At 51.2% G+C, this 16,830-nt stretch carries 16 protein-coding genes and 1 tRNA gene; 6 read left to right on the forward strand and 11 right to left on the reverse strand.

Going from position 1 to position 16,830, the window contains the following annotated elements; translation table 11 throughout:
* The first annotated feature begins 225 nt into the window (after positions 1 to 225).
* The 3 genes from AC2FH8_RS04995 to AC2FH8_RS05005 all read left to right on the forward strand — a co-directional run bounded on the left by AC2FH8_RS04995 (position 226) and on the right by AC2FH8_RS05005 (position 2,765).
* Positions 226 to 299: transfer RNA gene (locus tag AC2FH8_RS04995), tRNA-Cys, on the forward strand.
* Between the two features lie 424 nt (positions 300 to 723).
* Positions 724 to 1,002 carry a hypothetical protein gene (locus AC2FH8_RS05000; RefSeq protein WP_281971844.1) on the forward strand — a complete coding sequence of 93 codons (279 nt, stop codon included), beginning with the start codon at positions 724 to 726 and terminating at the stop codon, positions 1,000 to 1,002.
* 614 nt (positions 1,003 to 1,616) lie between these two features.
* On the forward strand, positions 1,617 to 2,765 hold the full coding sequence (locus tag AC2FH8_RS05005) for a mechanosensitive ion channel family protein (RefSeq protein ID WP_281971843.1): 1,149 nt from the start codon (positions 1,617 to 1,619) through the stop codon (positions 2,763 to 2,765).
* 55 nt (positions 2,766 to 2,820) lie between these two features.
* Here AC2FH8_RS05005 and AC2FH8_RS05010 read toward each other — a convergent pair whose 3' ends face one another.
* Positions 2,821 to 3,054, reverse strand: a complete 234-nt coding sequence (locus tag AC2FH8_RS05010) for a hypothetical protein (protein WP_281971842.1) — start codon at positions 3,052 to 3,054, stop codon at positions 2,821 to 2,823.
* Positions 3,055 to 3,411: 357 nt separating this feature from the next.
* On the opposite strand from AC2FH8_RS05010, the gene AC2FH8_RS05015 reads away from it, so the two are divergent.
* A complete protein-coding gene (locus tag AC2FH8_RS05015; RefSeq protein WP_281971841.1) occupies positions 3,412 to 4,698 on the forward strand; it encodes an AI-2E family transporter in 1,287 nt (428 codons plus the stop codon).
* A 61-nt stretch (positions 4,699 to 4,759) separates the two neighbouring features.
* On the opposite strand, the gene AC2FH8_RS05020 is transcribed toward AC2FH8_RS05015, so the two are convergent.
* The 9 genes from AC2FH8_RS05020 to AC2FH8_RS05060 form a co-directional block, all read right to left on the reverse strand.
* Entirely contained in the window at positions 4,760 to 5,215 is a 456-nt protein-coding gene (locus AC2FH8_RS05020) for a hypothetical protein (RefSeq protein WP_281971840.1), read from the reverse strand.
* 10 nt (positions 5,216 to 5,225) lie between these two features.
* Positions 5,226 to 5,525 (reverse strand): hypothetical protein, encoded by a 300-nt coding sequence (locus tag AC2FH8_RS05025; protein WP_281971839.1) that lies wholly within the window; start codon positions 5,523 to 5,525, stop codon positions 5,226 to 5,228.
* A 269-nt stretch (positions 5,526 to 5,794) separates the two neighbouring features.
* A complete protein-coding gene (locus tag AC2FH8_RS05030; protein WP_281971838.1) occupies positions 5,795 to 6,655 on the reverse strand; it encodes a DUF1269 domain-containing protein in 861 nt (286 codons plus the stop codon).
* A 39-nt stretch (positions 6,656 to 6,694) separates the two neighbouring features.
* Complete coding sequence (locus AC2FH8_RS05035; protein WP_281971837.1) at positions 6,695 to 7,495, reverse strand: transporter; 801 nt, start codon at positions 7,493 to 7,495, stop codon at positions 6,695 to 6,697.
* Between the two features lie 49 nt (positions 7,496 to 7,544).
* Positions 7,545 to 9,248 (reverse strand): alkaline phosphatase family protein, encoded by a 1,704-nt coding sequence (locus tag AC2FH8_RS05040; RefSeq protein ID WP_281994390.1) that lies wholly within the window; start codon positions 9,246 to 9,248, stop codon positions 7,545 to 7,547.
* A gap of 70 nt (positions 9,249 to 9,318) precedes the next feature.
* Complete coding sequence (locus AC2FH8_RS05045; RefSeq protein ID WP_281971835.1) at positions 9,319 to 9,885, reverse strand: HdeD family acid-resistance protein; 567 nt, start codon at positions 9,883 to 9,885, stop codon at positions 9,319 to 9,321.
* A 163-nt stretch (positions 9,886 to 10,048) separates the two neighbouring features.
* Complete coding sequence (locus tag AC2FH8_RS05050) at positions 10,049 to 10,537, reverse strand: PRC-barrel domain-containing protein (protein WP_281971834.1); 489 nt, start codon at positions 10,535 to 10,537, stop codon at positions 10,049 to 10,051.
* Positions 10,538 to 10,548: 11 nt separating this feature from the next.
* The gene (locus tag AC2FH8_RS05055; RefSeq protein WP_281971833.1) at positions 10,549 to 11,052 is read right to left on the reverse strand and encodes a DUF1269 domain-containing protein; all 504 of its coding nucleotides are present in this window, start codon (positions 11,050 to 11,052) and stop codon (positions 10,549 to 10,551) included.
* A 134-nt stretch (positions 11,053 to 11,186) separates the two neighbouring features.
* The gene (locus AC2FH8_RS05060) at positions 11,187 to 12,776 is read right to left on the reverse strand and encodes an arylsulfatase (RefSeq protein ID WP_281994389.1); all 1,590 of its coding nucleotides are present in this window, start codon (positions 12,774 to 12,776) and stop codon (positions 11,187 to 11,189) included.
* A gap of 303 nt (positions 12,777 to 13,079) precedes the next feature.
* Here AC2FH8_RS05060 and AC2FH8_RS05065 point away from each other — a divergent pair, with 303 nt between their 5' ends.
* Positions 13,080 to 14,078: an AraC family transcriptional regulator gene (locus tag AC2FH8_RS05065; protein ID WP_281994388.1), complete on the forward strand. Its 999-nt coding sequence runs from the start codon at positions 13,080 to 13,082 to the stop codon at positions 14,076 to 14,078.
* A gap of 101 nt (positions 14,079 to 14,179) precedes the next feature.
* Here the strand turns inward: AC2FH8_RS05065 and AC2FH8_RS05070 are convergent, their stop codons facing one another.
* Positions 14,180 to 15,010: a YihY/virulence factor BrkB family protein gene (locus tag AC2FH8_RS05070; RefSeq protein WP_496684584.1), complete on the reverse strand. Its 831-nt coding sequence runs from the start codon at positions 15,008 to 15,010 to the stop codon at positions 14,180 to 14,182.
* 287 nt (positions 15,011 to 15,297) lie between these two features.
* On the opposite strand from AC2FH8_RS05070, the gene cls reads away from it, so the two are divergent.
* Entirely contained in the window at positions 15,298 to 16,773 is a 1,476-nt protein-coding gene (cls, locus tag AC2FH8_RS05075; RefSeq protein ID WP_281994991.1) for a cardiolipin synthase, read from the forward strand.
* Positions 16,774 to 16,830: the final 57 nt, after the last annotated feature.

Genomic DNA, 16,830 nt, shown 5'->3' on the forward strand with positions numbered 1-16,830 from the left:
ATCGCTCATTCATTTCCCAAGGTTGATGGGTTTGTGCCACATCCCGGGCAAACCAGCAACGGCCCGCAAGCGGAAACTTTCGTCTGTCGTGGAGATTTTAGAGTGATCCGAATGGGTGATCCAATTTTCAGTACCTCAAATTTAGACCGAACCCACTGGACGCCCCGGATTAAAGCTGCTAAAACGCCTGTCACATCACGGCAAGTATTTGATATTACTTGAAAAGGCGAGTTGGCGGAGTGGTGACGCAGCGGATTGCAAATCCGTGTACACCGGTTCGATTCCGGTACTCGCCTCCATTTAATTTCAGGTACTTAGCCGAATTCCAGAAGCTATACGCGAATTTCAAACACGGATATTTGAAACAACAGCGCTGAGCCACCCCTGTGGCTAGTATCCTCAACGCAAGCGCGTTGGCGAAAAAATCGAGGCGACTGCCTTATCTTGAGAGGACAATCAAGAAACCAAGACACAGACTTCTTAAGCAGTTTCTCAGCATCGCTGCCGTTGAGCGAGAGACAGTCTAATGTCAGGTATGCGGACGAAGTAGTCATCAGAAGCTGTGGCTAGTATTCACGAGACCCTGGAATGCTCCCGCATGCGAGTATCAAGTTCGATATCTCAATGATGATTGGCATCTAACTAACGCCTTTACGTGATTGAGCCAAATCAATGCATCAAAGCACCAAACCGGTAGCATGAGATGGCTTGGGAGGGTGATACATGATTGCGATCGAAGATATTGAAGACATGTCTGCGCTGACGCGGGTCGAGATTGAAGCGCTAGCTGAACATGAGCATATCACAAAATACGATGCTGCTCTTATGGGCGAATACTTGATGCATACGCATCACGGGCCCCAGAAGGTGCATGAGATGATTTGCGACGATATTCGCGCCGCGTTGCACAGAGATGACTTGCAGCATGCAACAGAGCTCTTTGCGGTTCTGCGCGGTTTTCTGGCCGAAAATCCCGAAGCCGCCCGAGGCGTCCGCAGATAGGCCAGACAATGGTCAAATGCGCGTGTGCCGGCACTGTTAGCTGCCGTTCTCGGCACTCTGTTTTAGCGACCGCTAAGCGGGACTTTTCAGACTTTCGTTGTTGCAGTTTCAACGGTCGTTTCCGGCACAAACTAGACTGCCATGCTTACTAAGGCGAAGGATTGGAAAGAACTCTTGGTTTCAGATGCAAATTCAACAACCGTGGGACGTTTAGGTGGGAAGCAGACAATTGGTGTTGGCGAAAGCATGATGAGTTCATGGTTTGAAGGCCGACGCCGCCATCCTCTTAGTCTGAACTTGTATTCATCGCTCTCTGGCTTGGTTTTAGCGCGAAAAAATGCGACGGTTCTTACTACTAAATATCCTAAATGCTCGCGTCAAAGCCACGTAAACCGGGAATCTGTCAGCCATTCTATATTTGTGATTGCCAGTCGAAGACGGCAATGTATAGACGTCGTGAACAAAATGCCTGCAATTGGCAGATAAACCATAAAAAACAAGGGCATTCTCCTCGAAAACATCACCCTAGGCGATGTTTGTAAAGCCGAACTCTGGTCAATGGTAGTCAAAAATCGCATTGTTAATCCCAGAGCTTAAATCGGGAGAGTTGATAAGTGGAGACGGAAGTAGGCCCGGTTCACGCGTTCCTTGAGACGACGGTCAAGTCATTTAAGCAATCATTGGGTTATTTGGATATGGGCTCAGTGGTTTGGTCGTTGATCGGCATTGCTTTGGTCTTCTTGATACGCAAACCATTATCCGCGTTAAGTTTGGTAGGTTTCAAAGCACTTCTGGCCCGGTTTGGAGTAAATCTTTCGGACGATGTGGAGGCACAACTAAAATCCGCCGCCGAAATTCTGTTCGTTACTCTTGCGGTTTACGTAGCTATCCGCCTAGCCTTTCCCACCGATGAAACGGGGCTCTTTCTAACCAGGGTTTTGAGCTCAGTTGCCATTGTTACTGTCTTTGGCGCTTGGTACCGCCTCAGCGGCCCTTTTGCGTCGTTATTGCGCGATGACACCTCCAGTCTGGTTGCCAGCGAAACAGATTGGGTTGAAAGAGTAACTCAATTTGCAGTCATATTGTTTGGCCTGACATCGCTTCTGAAAGTCTGGCAGATTGATATCTCAGGAGCGCTCACCGGTGTTGGCGTTCTGGGCGCTGGACTGGCCATTGCAACGCAGGATTTGCTCCGCAACCTTGTCGCAGGCATGACGAATATCAGCGAGAAACGTTTTGAGACGGGCGATGCTATTCAGGTGGAGGGGCAGTTTGTTGGCACTGTAAGAAGGATTGATTTACGCTCAACACTGGTTGTGGGCTTTGATCAAATCCCGCGACATATCCCCAACTCTGATTTGTCGAACTCAATTGTTCTGAACTACTCTGCGCTGAAACACAGGCGTATCATGCTGAAAGTGCCCCTTCAGCTGTCTGCCACCCAGTCGCAGATTGAGGCAGTGCGGGATGGGATACGACATCATCACCGGACGTCTGGGGACTTTGAACTTGGGGATGATGCGCCCAAGCATATCTTTGTCAGCGATTTCGGGCCGAGCTCAATTGATATCCTGATTTACGTTTTGACACGGGGACCAAACTATCAAGAGTATCTGCAAGTCACTGAACGCTTAACGTTAGCGATTCTAAGCATAACTCGCAATGCGGGCACGACACTCGCCTATCCTACCCAAACAGTGAAAATAGACGCCAGCATGGAAAGCCAAGGGCTACAGGACAACACATTTGATCCCAATTCCTAGAGCTGGCGTCTTTGGTTGACGGCTTGCAAAACCAGTCAGTAAAACGGGCTTGAACCTAGGTTGTTTTCATTTTGTCGTATGCGGCTTTCATTTTTAGCCCCAACTGGCGGGCAGATTCACCTACTTCTTCCGCTGACTTGTCAAACTCTGATCGAGATAGAAACTTGTCCCACTCGGCCTGAAGTTCTTCCCATTCGTCTTCGGCTTCTTTCGAAGCAAGATGAAGCTGCAGTTTGAGCTCATCGCGGCGTTGTTTAAGCTCTTTCACAATCTCGGTTACGTCGATCATTCGTTTGTCCCTTCGTTAATTAAATCCATGTGCGACGTTGTCCGCAAAACCTATAGAAGTCAAACAACTGCGGCCCCTCCTTGTGGCAATGAAGGCTTGCAGCGACGTGAGTCACGTCGGGCAATCTTGCCTTCGCCGCGAAAAGCCACCTGCACCGTTTACACTACTTTATGTTCTGCCACGCACCCACGACCATGTGAGCGACGGCTGAATACAAACGACACGCACACTTTTTTGGGAATGAGGGGCCTGGGAGCCTTTTTAGTTGGTCCTTTGAAACATGGGTAGTACAGTGTAAAGTAGTGTAATTACCGGTCAAACGATACGGCAACGACTTCAGAAGACGAGGCATATCGGATGACCAACGAAAAAATTATGGGCAAAAATACATCAAACACGTCGGCTGTTCCTACATGGTTTTTGACCATCGTCTCATTTCCCATCATAGTTGGATTGCTTTGGTTTGGCCGCGATTTCCTGATCCCACTCGCTTTGGCCACATTGCTTTTTATCCTCAATATCGCGCTGATCGAACGTTTGAACTCTGCAACATTTTTCGGGCGGGATATACCTCGCTGGGCGGCCTACATTGGGGTGACGGCCGGTTTGTTCCTTTTGCTTGTGGGTTTTGGTTACGTTTTATCAAACCAAGCTGCGGCGGTCGCAGATGCCGGACCCAGATACACAGAGCGCTTGCAGTCGCTGGAAACTCAATTTGACGCTTTCGTTGGAGCAGAACGAGCCGCCGCGATCGAAAAATCCATTCTGTCTATCGACATCGAAAGTTGGCTAACAGGATTTGCGGCGTCAACTGCTGGCGCAATTGGGAATATTGGGCTGATCCTGCTCTACGTCGCATTTATGTTGGGTGACCGAGGCGCGTTCGCTGAAAAACTTCCAAGGCTTTGTGCAACGCCGGATAGTGCCAGGCAGGTCGAAAATATCCTAAGGTCGATTTCAATCGGCGTCCGACAATATATGTGGATTAATGCATCCACCAGCGCGATGAGCGGTACACTGGCTTTTATCGTTATGACGGTTTTGGGAGTCGATTTCGCGCTTCCGTTAGCTCTATTGGTTTTTTTCCTCAACTTCATTCCCAGCATTGGTTCATTCCTCGCCGTATTATTCCCGACGACGGTGGCTCTTCTTCAGTTTGAATCTATCGTACCGGCTTTGACCGTTGTTGCAGTATACGGCGGCGGTGACGCTATTATTGGAAACATCGTGCAACCAAAGCTACAGGGAAAATCCCTTAACTTGAGCACCTTCGTTGTCATGGTGGCGCTCACCTTCTGGAGCCTTATGTGGGGTGGAATTGGAGCATTTATCGCCGTGCCACTGACAGTCGTCATTATGATTGTCTGTTCGGAAATTCCGGGCTTGCAACCCTTTGCCAGATTGCTCTCAAGCGACGGTGTGTTGCCAAAGGAACAAAATGTGAAAGTCGATGATACACCGCATTCTGTCGCACGGCCGTCGAGCCGCAAAAGCGTAAGCTCTGATGCTGGTACGAGACAGCCCCATTCTGAAACAGAAGAAGAGCTTGCGTTGATGAAACAAGAGTTGCTCGAGCGGAAAGAAGCCAGACAACGCAAGTCTGAACCGTCACCCGGCGCCAATCCCAAAACAGATACGAGCTGATTTAGCCTGTCCCCAAGAAGGAAAAATTACAGACATTCCGCCGCTGAAAAGCTTTCGCGTGTCAGCCCTTCTTTTTCAATGCGGCCGTCAAGACCGGCACCAAAAGCGCTGCAGCGGAACCAAGCGGATTAGATCCCAGTCCTTTGATTGCATTAACCGTCTGGCGTGCTTCCAGTGTCATTCCTTCGAGTTCTGCTTCGAGATCGGTTATTGCCATATCCCGCACTTCGATCGCTGGCGCGATCTCGTCATCCACACTCATGCGTCCGGCCACTGATGCAAGCAACCCGGCGAGTGCAAGATTGACGACAGCAAGCGTGCCAGCAGCAACTGCTGGGGAAAGCCACTTGGTAAGGACAAAGTAGAACGTGATATTCAATAAGATAAGTCCAGCTAGTGCCGCCAATCCAGCAAGCGCCATCAAGACCGTTTGTTGTTGGACTACTGCGATACGACGGCGTGTTATCAGCCGTTCTGTGCGATAGATTGTGGTTAGATTTCTGCTAATTCTATTCATGCATTCTATCCTACTTAAACGTCCGGCCAGCAACAAACCCAAGGACGAAGATGCTCAGGAGGACCGCTATTGGATACTCCTTTTGAAGCTTTGTGAATTCATCCGTCAACTGCGTGCGCAAGGCATCAATATTTTCACCATCGATGCCGTGCTCGTCCAGAAGCTGTTTCAGATCACTGATCGCATCTGTTTCGCCCGGAGGATCATCCGCCACATCCATCGTGGGTGAATCGCTGGTCTCCGAACGTAACGTTTCGTTTTGTGCGCGCAGGCGCTCAAGCTCCGCTTCCAACTCCATTTTGGTTGCCATGACGAAGAACTCCCACGATGAATTTCAAACTTTTCTGCGTTTCTCATCGGCGCCGACCAAACTTGAAGATCAAATCGCCAGTTGCGACAACACTGGCTGTCAGCACCTAGTAACCACAATCCGAGGCACACTGCGCTACGTCAAGTATCCAAAACCGAGGCCCCGCTTGGATGCTGTGTTCTGGTGGATTGGTGGACTGCTCCAGAATCCATAATTCAGCTTGTACAGGCGACAGCGTTCGCCCGTACAAGCTGTGTTTATTCGAGCAATCAGGCCTCAATCTTGGCCGCTGCCTTGCGCAAAGAGGCTGCGAGTTTGTTTTTGCGCTCTTGCCAATCTGCCTTGATCTCAGCTTTGCGTTTTTCAAACTTGGCCTTCGTTGTATCAGAGGCTCGTTCAATCTGCTCTTCGATGGCTTCGAGCCGGGCTTCAAACTCCTGATCGAGCTCTTCCATGCGAGTGTCGATCTTTTCACCACTTTCTTTCATTTTGGACTTAATGCCGTCCATCTTTTCTTTGAAAGCAGCTTTTCTTTCGTCACTTGCGGCCTGCCATTCTTCCTCCATCGCGTCCCATTCGCGATCCAGTGCGTCCATTTCCGCTGCCATTTCGTCGTCAACTGCATCAGCTCGCAACTTTCGGAAAACAGTTCCACCAAACTCGCTCATCTTTGTGTCCATCGGCGTAGTCCAAACTTCGTCAACTGAAGCGACAACACAGGATTTTCCTGGTAGAAGTTCTGTGCTGATATTGTCCAGCATTACGGCGTCCATCCCCGAAACCCAAAGATCCCGGTATGCACCAAAGAGCCCGCCAGTCATGCCGCCAACAGCCATGCCACTCGCGGCGGCTGATGCTGCTGCCGCAGAACCGGCAAGTGCGGCGCCCGATGCAACTGCCACAGGACCAGCCAAAACCCCGACCATAGCTCCCAACATTAATCCAAATGCAGTCCCGATTGGGCCTTCATCTGCGCTCGATTTCAGTTCAACTTCTCCGTCTGCATCTTTTGTGATCACACCCGCTGCAAAGACAGCAAGCTCTCCGTTTTGATGAAGAGCACGCATTGCCTCTGCACCTTTAAAGGCGGCTTCCTCGGTGTCAAAGACAACCGCTACAAATTTGTCCAACTTAGTTCTCCATTTATTTTTCTGATTGAGGATTAGGTGTCATTTGAACTGCATATTAACGGCAAAGTAGATTTGCTGTTTCGGCAGCCCGCTACCGCTATCGCTCACCGACCACTGCGGTTCGACGAACACGTTGTAAACGGTCTTGTTCTTCTTGAAGACTTTGCCCAAGCGAATGCCCACCGGGACAGAATAGTTATCGTTTTTGAAGTTGTAGGACCAGATAGGCGCACCGCCCGTGTACCAGCCGTCACCAAGCTGGTAAAAGACGAATGGTTGAAATGCGCCGAGACTGACGCGCTCGCGACCATTTGTGTCACCCACTCCACCGCGCCATGTCAAAAGGTAGCCATATTGCACCTTTGCCGAACGAGCGTTGAAATAAACATTCGCGAGACCGAGCTGCCATTGTTCCGATCCCAGACGGTCTTCGGTTGCAGTAGGAGCAACGACCTGTGGACCTATAGCAAAGCTGACAGCGGGATCACCAGTGTTGATTTGATATGCAGCAAAAATATCGAAGTCACCGATCCCGCTTTCCGTCGATCCGCCATCACCAACAGGGAAACTATTGAAGGGGAGCGATGCTCGGACCAGCCAGTTGCTATTACCGATTTGAACTGGCTTGGCGTATCTCAAGACAAACTGGTTTGCATCGAAATCCCCCGGTCCGGTCAATTCGTTGATATAGTAATTCTGGATGTTAAAAGCAGTGATGTCGGCCAGTGGGTTGTTCGCCTGAGCTGCATCTGAAGCGGCATCTGATTGTGCTTGGGCCTGCGTGTTGAACAGGCATACAGACACTGCACAAACCAAGGACAAAATATGGAACATCTTCATGGTCAGTCTCCAAAGGGAACGAGAATCTATTGTCATCCGAGTATTCCAATCATTGTGGCATCACCTCGGGCAGTGGCACGCCGGTGGTCCCCGAAGGAGGTTTGGTGCCTAGATAAGCCGCTAGCGTTGGCGCGACATCAACCGTCTCGACGCGGCGTACAATTGTCCCCGGCGTAATGCCTGGGCCGGAAAATATCAGGGGGACGTGGGTGTCATAGGCCCAAGGTGAGCCATGTGCCGACGCAACCGTTAAGCCGTCGAAATCGGCGACAAACCAGTGTGGTTCAAACACTACATAGATGTCACCGGACCTGTCAGGATGAAAGTTCGCCAAAACAGCTTCTGTGATCTTGGTGCGCGGGACTGATCCGCTGCGCAATGCAGAGCTGCCGACCGCATAGGCAATTCCGGGTAACTTCTGAAGCTCCTCGGCAATCGCCAGTTCAACGGCAGTTGGATCAAGCCCCCTTTGGCCAATCAATTCCTGATTCAGATAAAGATAGGGATTTGAAAAATTCTGGATGAGATCGCGGGAAGCTCCGAAATCCAGCTGCAAGCGTACAAACCCCGGTTCGGTGTCCACACGCTGAAAGTCAAACAACCCGGCCTCGATACCGACTGTCGCGAGATAATCCGGGTGTTCGGGTGCGCCGTGATCCGCCGACAAGACAATCAGGGTTTTGTCCAGCCCAACTGTGTTATCCACATGCGCCAACAGATCGGAAATGCTTCGGTCCAGACGGGCAAAGTTGTCCTCCGCTTCCAGACTGGAAGGACCAAAAACATGACCAACATAGTCCGTCGAGGAAAGACTGATCGACAAATAGTCCGTCACACTGTCTGTTCCGATCTGTTCGGCATCCATCAGCGTTTTTGCGAAGTCGACCGTGATCTCGTCCCCTGCCGGGCTGAGAGTTAGGAATGTAGTGAAATACTTGTTATCGTCAGGGCCCCAGTTATGGGGAAATGTGCGACCAAAACCCGGCAATTCGGTTTCCCATGCTTGATCGTCGTGATCAGCAAAAGCGTAAAGCTCACGATCCCGCAACAGGGTCCAGTCCTGATTTGCGTACAACGCCACTTTGCCTTGCGCCTCCCAGTCCGCGATCCAAGCCGGATAGTCGTCGCGATAAAACGTGCTGGTGACAAATCTGCCTTCGGCTTTCGAAAACCAATAAGCCTGCCCTGCGTGACCCGCCATTGCAATGGCACCGCGATCCTTGACCGACACGCCAAAGATTTTGGAAGCCGGACCAAAATGAATGGCAATTTCGTCAGATATCGTTGAACTGATGATATTGCGCGGAGACCGCCCGTCAGTTGTCGCAGCGCGTTGCGTCGGGTCAATCTCATTAGCTGCATCGATCCCTGCTGCCCCTACAAGTGGATACTCGATGTCTTGAACATTGTAGAACGGGGTGCCTGTTTTTCGATCGAACCACAGGTTGGCAACCATGCCGTGGATTGCCGGGTCCGTGCCAGTGGACAATGTTGTATGACCGACAATGGTTTCGGTGTTAGCATGGCGATGATGGGCATTTGAAAAAATGACCCCGTTTTGCATCAGATATCGAAACCCGCCTTCGCCAACATGTGTCCGATATCTGTCAATCAGGTCACCGCGCAACTGATCTACCGTTATCTGGAGCACCAGCCGGGGTTTTTCTGTGGCAGTTGCCGAAGTTGCGAACGAGAACACAATGCCAACGGCAATTGTGCCCCCGACAGCAAGTTTTGAAAAGATGCCGACCATGCTTTCCCCTTGAAAAAAGAGCTGCGTTTTAGAGCGGGATTTTAAAGACATTAAGTTGCCCCACGGATGCTTAAGTTGCTCTCGCCGCATTGCTCTTAAGACCGTAGGCAAATCGGACGTATCCGGCGCCCTCGCCAATCAATGAAAATCCGGCCATTAACCCAAGCAGAGCAACACTGATTTCGGGATAATTCATCATGAGATAACCTGAAACCAGAACGGACAGGATTCCGCCGAATATCACCCAGCCAGACCCAGTTTCCGGGCGTGCCGCGATACCCATTGCGATACGGATCAAGCCGCTGACGAAAACGCCAGCAATCAAAATCAGTGTTATGGCCACAAGGCCTTCGAGCGGTCGAAACAAAAGCAATGCACCGGCCATGGTAGTGAACAGCCCCAGTATCAGGTAGATCATCCGGGCATTCCATCCGTCCTTAGTGGTAAACATTTGGACCAGCATCAGGGCGCCACCTGCAACAAAAGAGATGCCTACGATCTGTTCGACAATCACGGAGACTAGGAAAGGAGCAAAGACCGCACTTACCCCACCGATTATCATCAAAATGCCCAAAGCAAGAAACCAACCCCAGCTTGTTTGTACATCTCCAGATGCGCTAATCTTTATATCACTCATTCTCTTGGTCCTTTGATTTCGGTGCGCTTAGTTTTAAACAATAAGCGGAGCCTTTTTGTTTTGGTTGGTCAGAAGGCGACTTGGACCCACCTTCCAACCGATCGCCCGGCATGTTCAGACATGCCGGGCGGTTGTGCTGTAAAGACAACTGCGGTTTGAGGTCCTAGTTTCGTGCGTAGTAAAACCGCGGCAAGCTTTTCAGGTTGTCTTTTGTCGCGTTGGGCAACAGTAGATCGCCATCAGCGTTGATCTCGAAAGCGCCGGCAGGCAACGCAATCAGCTTTTCGCCGATGTTCAGAAAGCCGGCAACATTGACGATCACGAAGGTCGTATCACCATCCGGCAAAACCAGCGCATCATGAACATAGCCCACAAAATCACCGCCAGCATTGTAAACATCGCCGCGCAAAAGCTGGACAACACTCCAGCCGGAAGCAACCACAGCGATGTCCAGATTGTTGTACTCAACAACTACTCCACCCGCCACATGGGGTGCAGACTGTGCGGATGCAGGCATAGGGGCTCCAAATGCGAATGCGCACAAGATCGCCGCGGTTGTCAGAAGCTCTTTCATTTCACTTTTTCCGTTCTCGATTTTTGAACTTTGATTTTCCGGCGGCAAGATGCTCCGGCCGCCGGCCTCTCCAATCAACTTGGTCAGCTTCAGGACAGGGCTGCGCGAAGCTCGTTTTCATCGCTGACAGACAAGGACGTCTCGATGACCTCGCCCTTCATGCCTTCCAATTCGCTCAGCAGTTTCGTCGGCCGGTTCGACCAACCGATCACGGCCAATGCCGACGAGTCAGGCTTCATCTTTGCACCAACACGGGCCGCTAGCGCGTCTTCTTCGTCTGCCTGATCCAGCATTCCTGCCAGCGTCCCGGAACCGGCACCTACAGCCGATCCCGCAACAAAACCTGCAGCCGGGTTACCAGCCATAGCCCCGATCAGGGTACCGGTCAGAGCGCCAAGCGATGTCCCGCCCAGAAAACCCGCTGCGGTCAATGTGTCGGAGTTTCGGGTGCGCACGACCCCGTTTTGATCGCGGGTCATCACAACGACTTCGTCGAGGTCGACTTCCCAGTCCATGCTCATTTTTTGCAGGCGCAAAAGCGCTTCGTCTGCTGTGTGACGACCTTCAAATACGATGACTACTAAATCGCTCATAAGTTCATTCCTCAGATTGAGTTAAGTTTCGCTTCCCGAAGCCGCATGCCAGGCACGCGGCTCCAAGTTGTGTGAGCGCTGGGAAAAGTTCATCTTCACGAGCAAAGCTCCCAGCGGCTCAATGTTTGACCGCGTTATTGCCGAGCACCGGGCATGATGGTTTCCAGGTTTTCCAGACGTTGAAGTGCCTGCACTTTGGTCAGGAAGTCATAGTTGATCCCGGCTGCCGACAAGCTTGAACCTTGCTGGAATGGGTAGCCCTTGAGCGAAAGAAGGAACTCTTTGATTTTCGCTTGGATAGGGACGAAGATCCACATCGTGTTCTCGGCATACCAACGCAGATACATCTCGGATTCATGCACGGCCTTTTCGTACGGGTCGGCCTTTAGATTAACCACGAGAGGCCAAGCAGGGACCTGCCGAACTGCGGTGTTGATTCCGCCTTCAAGTGTTGCAAAGTGCGCCTTGAAGTCCTGAACACGGACGGCGTTCAGATTTGCGCCCTGATCAAAATAGAAGATCGAGTCACGTGGGCTCTCGTCTGTTTCACCAGACAGGTATTCAGTCAGATCATGACCATCCAGATGGACGCGGAAGTCTTTGCCGTTGAACGTTTTTCCCTCTTTGAGGTCCTCAACCAGCGTGGTCTCTCCAATCGCTGTGGCAAAGGTCGGCATCCAGTCTTCATGGCTGACAATCTCGTTAAACTTTTCTCCGGGCTCGATAAGGCCGGGCCACTTCACGATAAGCGGGACGCGGAATCCACCTTCCCAGGTTGTTCCCTTTTCACCGTGGAATGGCGTCGTACCACCATCAGGCCAGGAAATCGTCTCGGCGCCGTTATCGGTCGAGTACATGATAATTGTGTTTTCCGCGATACCAAGCTCATCCAGCAGATCGAGCAGAACGCCCACTTGGTCATCATGCTCAGCCATGCCATCTGGGTAGAGGCCAATGCCTGTGCGCCCTACAGCTTCATCTTTCAGATGGGTCCAGACATGCATTCGCGTTGAATTATGCCATAGGAAAAACGGCTTTTCTTGTTCGTTTGCTCGCTTGATGAAGTCAACGGAAGCCGCAAGAAATTCGTCATCAGCTGTTTCCATACGCTTGCGCGTCATTGGGCCTGTATCTTCGACTTTCCCATCAGCAGTCGACTTGATCACGCCACGTGGACCAAACGTCTCTCTGAACGCAGGGTCTTTGGGATAATAATAGCTTTCGGGTTCTTCCTCGGCATTCAAGTGGTACAGATTGCCAAAGAACTCGTCGAAGCCATGGTTGGTTGGCAGGTGGCGATCCTGGTCGCCAAAGTGGTTCTTGCCGTGTTGAGCAGTCATGTAGCCATGCTCTTTCATCACATCGCCAATTGTGGGTGTCCAATCTGGAATCCCGTGCTCGGATCCGGGCATGCCGATCGTCAGTAGCCCAGTGCGAAAAGGATGTTGGCCGGTCATGAAGGCGGCGCGCCCGGCGGTGCAAGACTGTTGAGCATACGCATCTGTGAACATCGCGCCTTCATTTGCTATGCGGTCGATGTTCGGAGTCTTGTAGCCCATGATCCCATGGTTGTAGGCGCTGATATTGTGGACACCGATGTCATCACCCCAGATTACTAGGATGTTTGGCTTGTCTTGAGCGAACGCTGGGCCCGCAGCAAAGAGCGCGACAGCTGACATTACCGCCGTCACCGCCGTCTTTGTCGAATAAAGAATAGGTCGCATGTTTCCTCCAAAATGATCTCGATGTTCCGCGCCATTCACACCCAAACTTCGCGACATTTGAGTTGATCTGCTCCAAGAACCATGTGGAACTTAAGTGATGGAAAACTTCGCTTTGTCGGAAAATGCGAATCTAACAAACTAATATTCGAACACTGCCTCTTGAAACATTTGCGTCGCTTTGTTCATGCCTTGAGTGAGGGCTGACGAACGATCCGTCGGTTTCGAGACACCATTGCCAAGACCTTGACAAATTGGAGCATTATAAGAGCAAGGTGTGAACCAGACAGCTGAATGAGGCTTTGCATGTCAGAAGAAACCAACGATTTTGCCATCAGAGCAGGTGCGTTTCACGGGCCAGCAGCAATTCTTGCCGGAGACCCGCGACACTTCGCACGGATACTTCGATCACTCGGTTTGCCTACGGATGCGGAACAGATCATCGGAGCCGATGAATATCTGAAAGGCATCAGTGACGTTATTCGCTCGGCGGAAGACAATGACTTTTTTCTCCACGTCAGCCTTGAACAGGATGTGGGCGAACTGGGCGTTTTTGGCAGAGCAATCGTCTCATCGGATACGCTTTGGGAGGCCTTGCAAACCGCTACGACGGCGCTTCGCTATTTTCAGAACAACTCCGAACTCGTGATCAGAACGTATCGTGGGAAATGCCGTATCTGGTACTTTACGTTGTTGAATTCTCATGATGGCAAGCAGGACATCCAGTATACAATAGGGCTGCTTACAAAAGTTGTCCTGATGGCCCTCGGCGAAGTCGATCCGCAGATCACGGTGGCTTATCCTGGCGCCTCTTCGGAGCATTTTCAGAATAATTCAGCAGTTGAGTCAGTCAGAGACTCAAATCAGGGCTATATCGAATTTCACGAAGACTTGCTTCGGGCGAAAATGCACCGTTCAGACAGCGTTCGAGCGGATATCCTTTCGCGCTATCTGCGTGGCAAGAAACTTATGCAAGCACCTCAAGTGAACAGGGCAGACCTAGTCGCCGGTTTGATCAAGGCGTCATTTGGCATTGCGCCATGGTCGCTGTCTGACACCGCACAGGTACTTGGAGTAGGCCCTCGGACTCTTCAGATTCAGTTAAAAAATGAAGGTACTGCATTTAGAGATATCCAAAAGATTGAACGCCACAAAGAGGCCTGCCGCTTGCTGACCTCTGGGGCCAGCATTGATGATACGGCAAATGCAATTGGTTTCGAGCATCGGCAGAGTTTTTCGGAAGCGTTCGTTGTCTGGGAAGGCTGTGCGCCTTCGACGTATGCAAAGAGCAAAGTTTTTTCCTAAGACAGCGCTCCCCCAAGCTTCGACGTTCGTTCACGCCTGCAATGCCAGTTCATGATGAACAAAATCCATCCGCCGAAACCCAATACACTTTTCTCGCCCTGTCACGCCTCTGCGTCGGACTCTTTTATTGCAATAAGTCGGCCATTAAACTCAGCTCCAATCACAAAGATCACCGCCATCAGGTTCATGAATACAAGGGCTGACATTACTCCGGCCAAGCCGGCATAGGTGACGCTGTAAGACGAAAAATTTGCGACATACATCGCAAATACCTTTCCGGCAGAAATCCAAAGTGCCACCGTTAGGACAACCCCCGGATAAACCTGCTTCAGTGTGTGATGGCGACCAGGAAGCCATAAATGACAGGCAAAGACCGAAAAAATCAACAAGCCAAAAGAGACACCCAGCCGTAAGATATCATAGGTTCCCTCGCCTTCCCCGCCGCGGTCAACAGTATCGATATAAATAGGTACCGCAAACGTCAAAACCGCGGCCACGGTCAAAATTGCTGAGCCGCTCAAAACGAATACGACACACAATGCGCGCGATTTCCAAAGGGGCCGCGGATCGTGCTCACGATACGCATCCGTGAGGGCTTGGCGCACTGCATCGACCCCATTAGAGGCGAAGAAAACCGCCAATAGGCCGCCAATGGTCATCGCCTTGACGCTGCTGTCTTGCAACACGGCCCGCACCTCTTTGACGATGGGTTCAGCGATGCTGTCAGGCCATGTCCCATAGATGAACTCAACTATATCCAAAGTCGAAAAATCTACCGACGCCGCCTGTGTCAACGACAGCGCAAAGATTGTAAACGGAAAGAGGGCCAGCATCATGGACATGGCAATATGACTGCTTCTTGACCAGCCGTTCTTTGCATCGAACCAGACCAAAGCCGTCCAGAGTGCCCCCGCCGCTTGCCGTGCCGTCATTTTACGGATCCTCTCAACCTAGACCTTCGGCTTCGACTAGCACGCCGAAAGTCTAGATTGATACAGGCGATTTTCTCACGTCTTTCCGCACCAGCCGAGAATTCGGATTTCGGAAGCTACTCAGGAGTCTATCTTCATGGTAACCCATGACTTGCCGACACAATGAAACATGGACGGGTCTGCTGCCAAAGATCAGGGAAAGGTCACATACTATCGAGTTTCGGCAAAGCCATGTTCAGGGGCTGCCTTGCAGATGGACCTCATCTGTTGTCAGTTAGTCCGTGCAAATGGTCGAATACGCAGCCGGAGCCGTTAACAAGGACCGCTTAAACAACCGAAAATTAGGAATATCAATGGGCTCAAATATTATCATACTGGCGCTGATTTTTCTGGAAATTGTTGCCTTCTGGTTCGCCTGGCGCGCCGTCTCGTCTGCCCGAACATCCCAAGGCGCTGTTGGGTGGGTCGTGTTCCTGATCACTGCACCATACCTAGGCGTGCCGCTGTACCTGTTTTTGGGGCACCACAAATTCAAAAACTATTTGATCGCCCGGCGCGATAGCGAAGAAGTCATTGAAGGTCTTCGGACTTACCAAATGGCCAACGCGCCTGTGAAAACACCTGAGCTTTCAGTTCAACCCTTTGAAAAAATATCAGAAATGCCCACGGCTCGTGGTAACAACATGATATTGCTTGTTGATGGGAAAGCCACATTTGACGCAATATTCTGTGCCATTGACGCTGCTGAAACCTATGTCCTCGTTCAGTTCTATATCATTAACGATGACGCGCTGGGACAAGCCCTCCAAGAACACTTGATTGCCGCTGCGGCGCGTGGCGTCGTCGTACGGCTTATGTTTGATGCTGTCGGCAGCGCCAAACTGCCCAGAGCTTACTATCAACGCCTGCTGGAAGCTGGTGTACACGTCGTGGATCCCAAAAAAACACGAGGCCCCAAGAACCGGTTTCACATCAATCTGCGCAATCATCGAAAGACCGTTATCGTTGATGGAAAAGTCGGATTCACCGGCGGCCTGAACGTCGGCGACGAATACATGGGACTTAACCCGAAATTTGGTGATTGGCGCGATACTCACGCCCAGTTGAAGGGCCCAGTTGTGTCTCAACTACAGCTGGTTTTTGGCGAAGACTGGCATTGGGCTACCAATGAGGTGCTTATTAACGATCTGAATTGGGAAGCTCCTCATGCGACCGAAGACATGACGGCAATGATTGTTGCGACCGGCCCCGGTGACGAAATGGAAACTGGCGCGCTCTTCTTCTTCTCGGCCATCACTGCAGCCAAACACAGAGTCTGGATTGCATCGCCATACTTCGTTCCTGATACCGACGTACTGACAGCGATGAAGCATGCTGCACTGCGCGGCGTAGATGTGCGCATTCTTGTGCCCGAGGTAATAGACCACAAGATTCCTTGGCTGGCGGCGTTTGCCTATTTTGATGAGATACGTGAGGCGGGAGTGCAGGTCTGGCGTTACAAACCGGGTTTCATGCATCAGAAAGTGGTTTTGGTGGATGACGACTTTGCCGCCATTGGCACGACAAACCTGGACAATAGGTCGTTTCGGTTGAATTTTGAGGCTATGGCAACTTTCTTTGATTCCCGTCCTGCGGCCGCAACTGCTGCTATGCTTGAGAATGACTTTCATCGAGCTTGGATGCTGAACAAGACCCTTGCCGAACAACCCTTGGGCATCCGTGTAGGTGCCCCGATTGCCCGCCTGTTCGCGCCTGTGCTGTAGCTTTGGCCATTTGTTCGTGAGGTCGAGATTTCGGGCTAAGAATTTTCACTTGGCACA

It is taken from the genome of Ruegeria sp. CDSC025 (genome assembly GCF_059610805.1).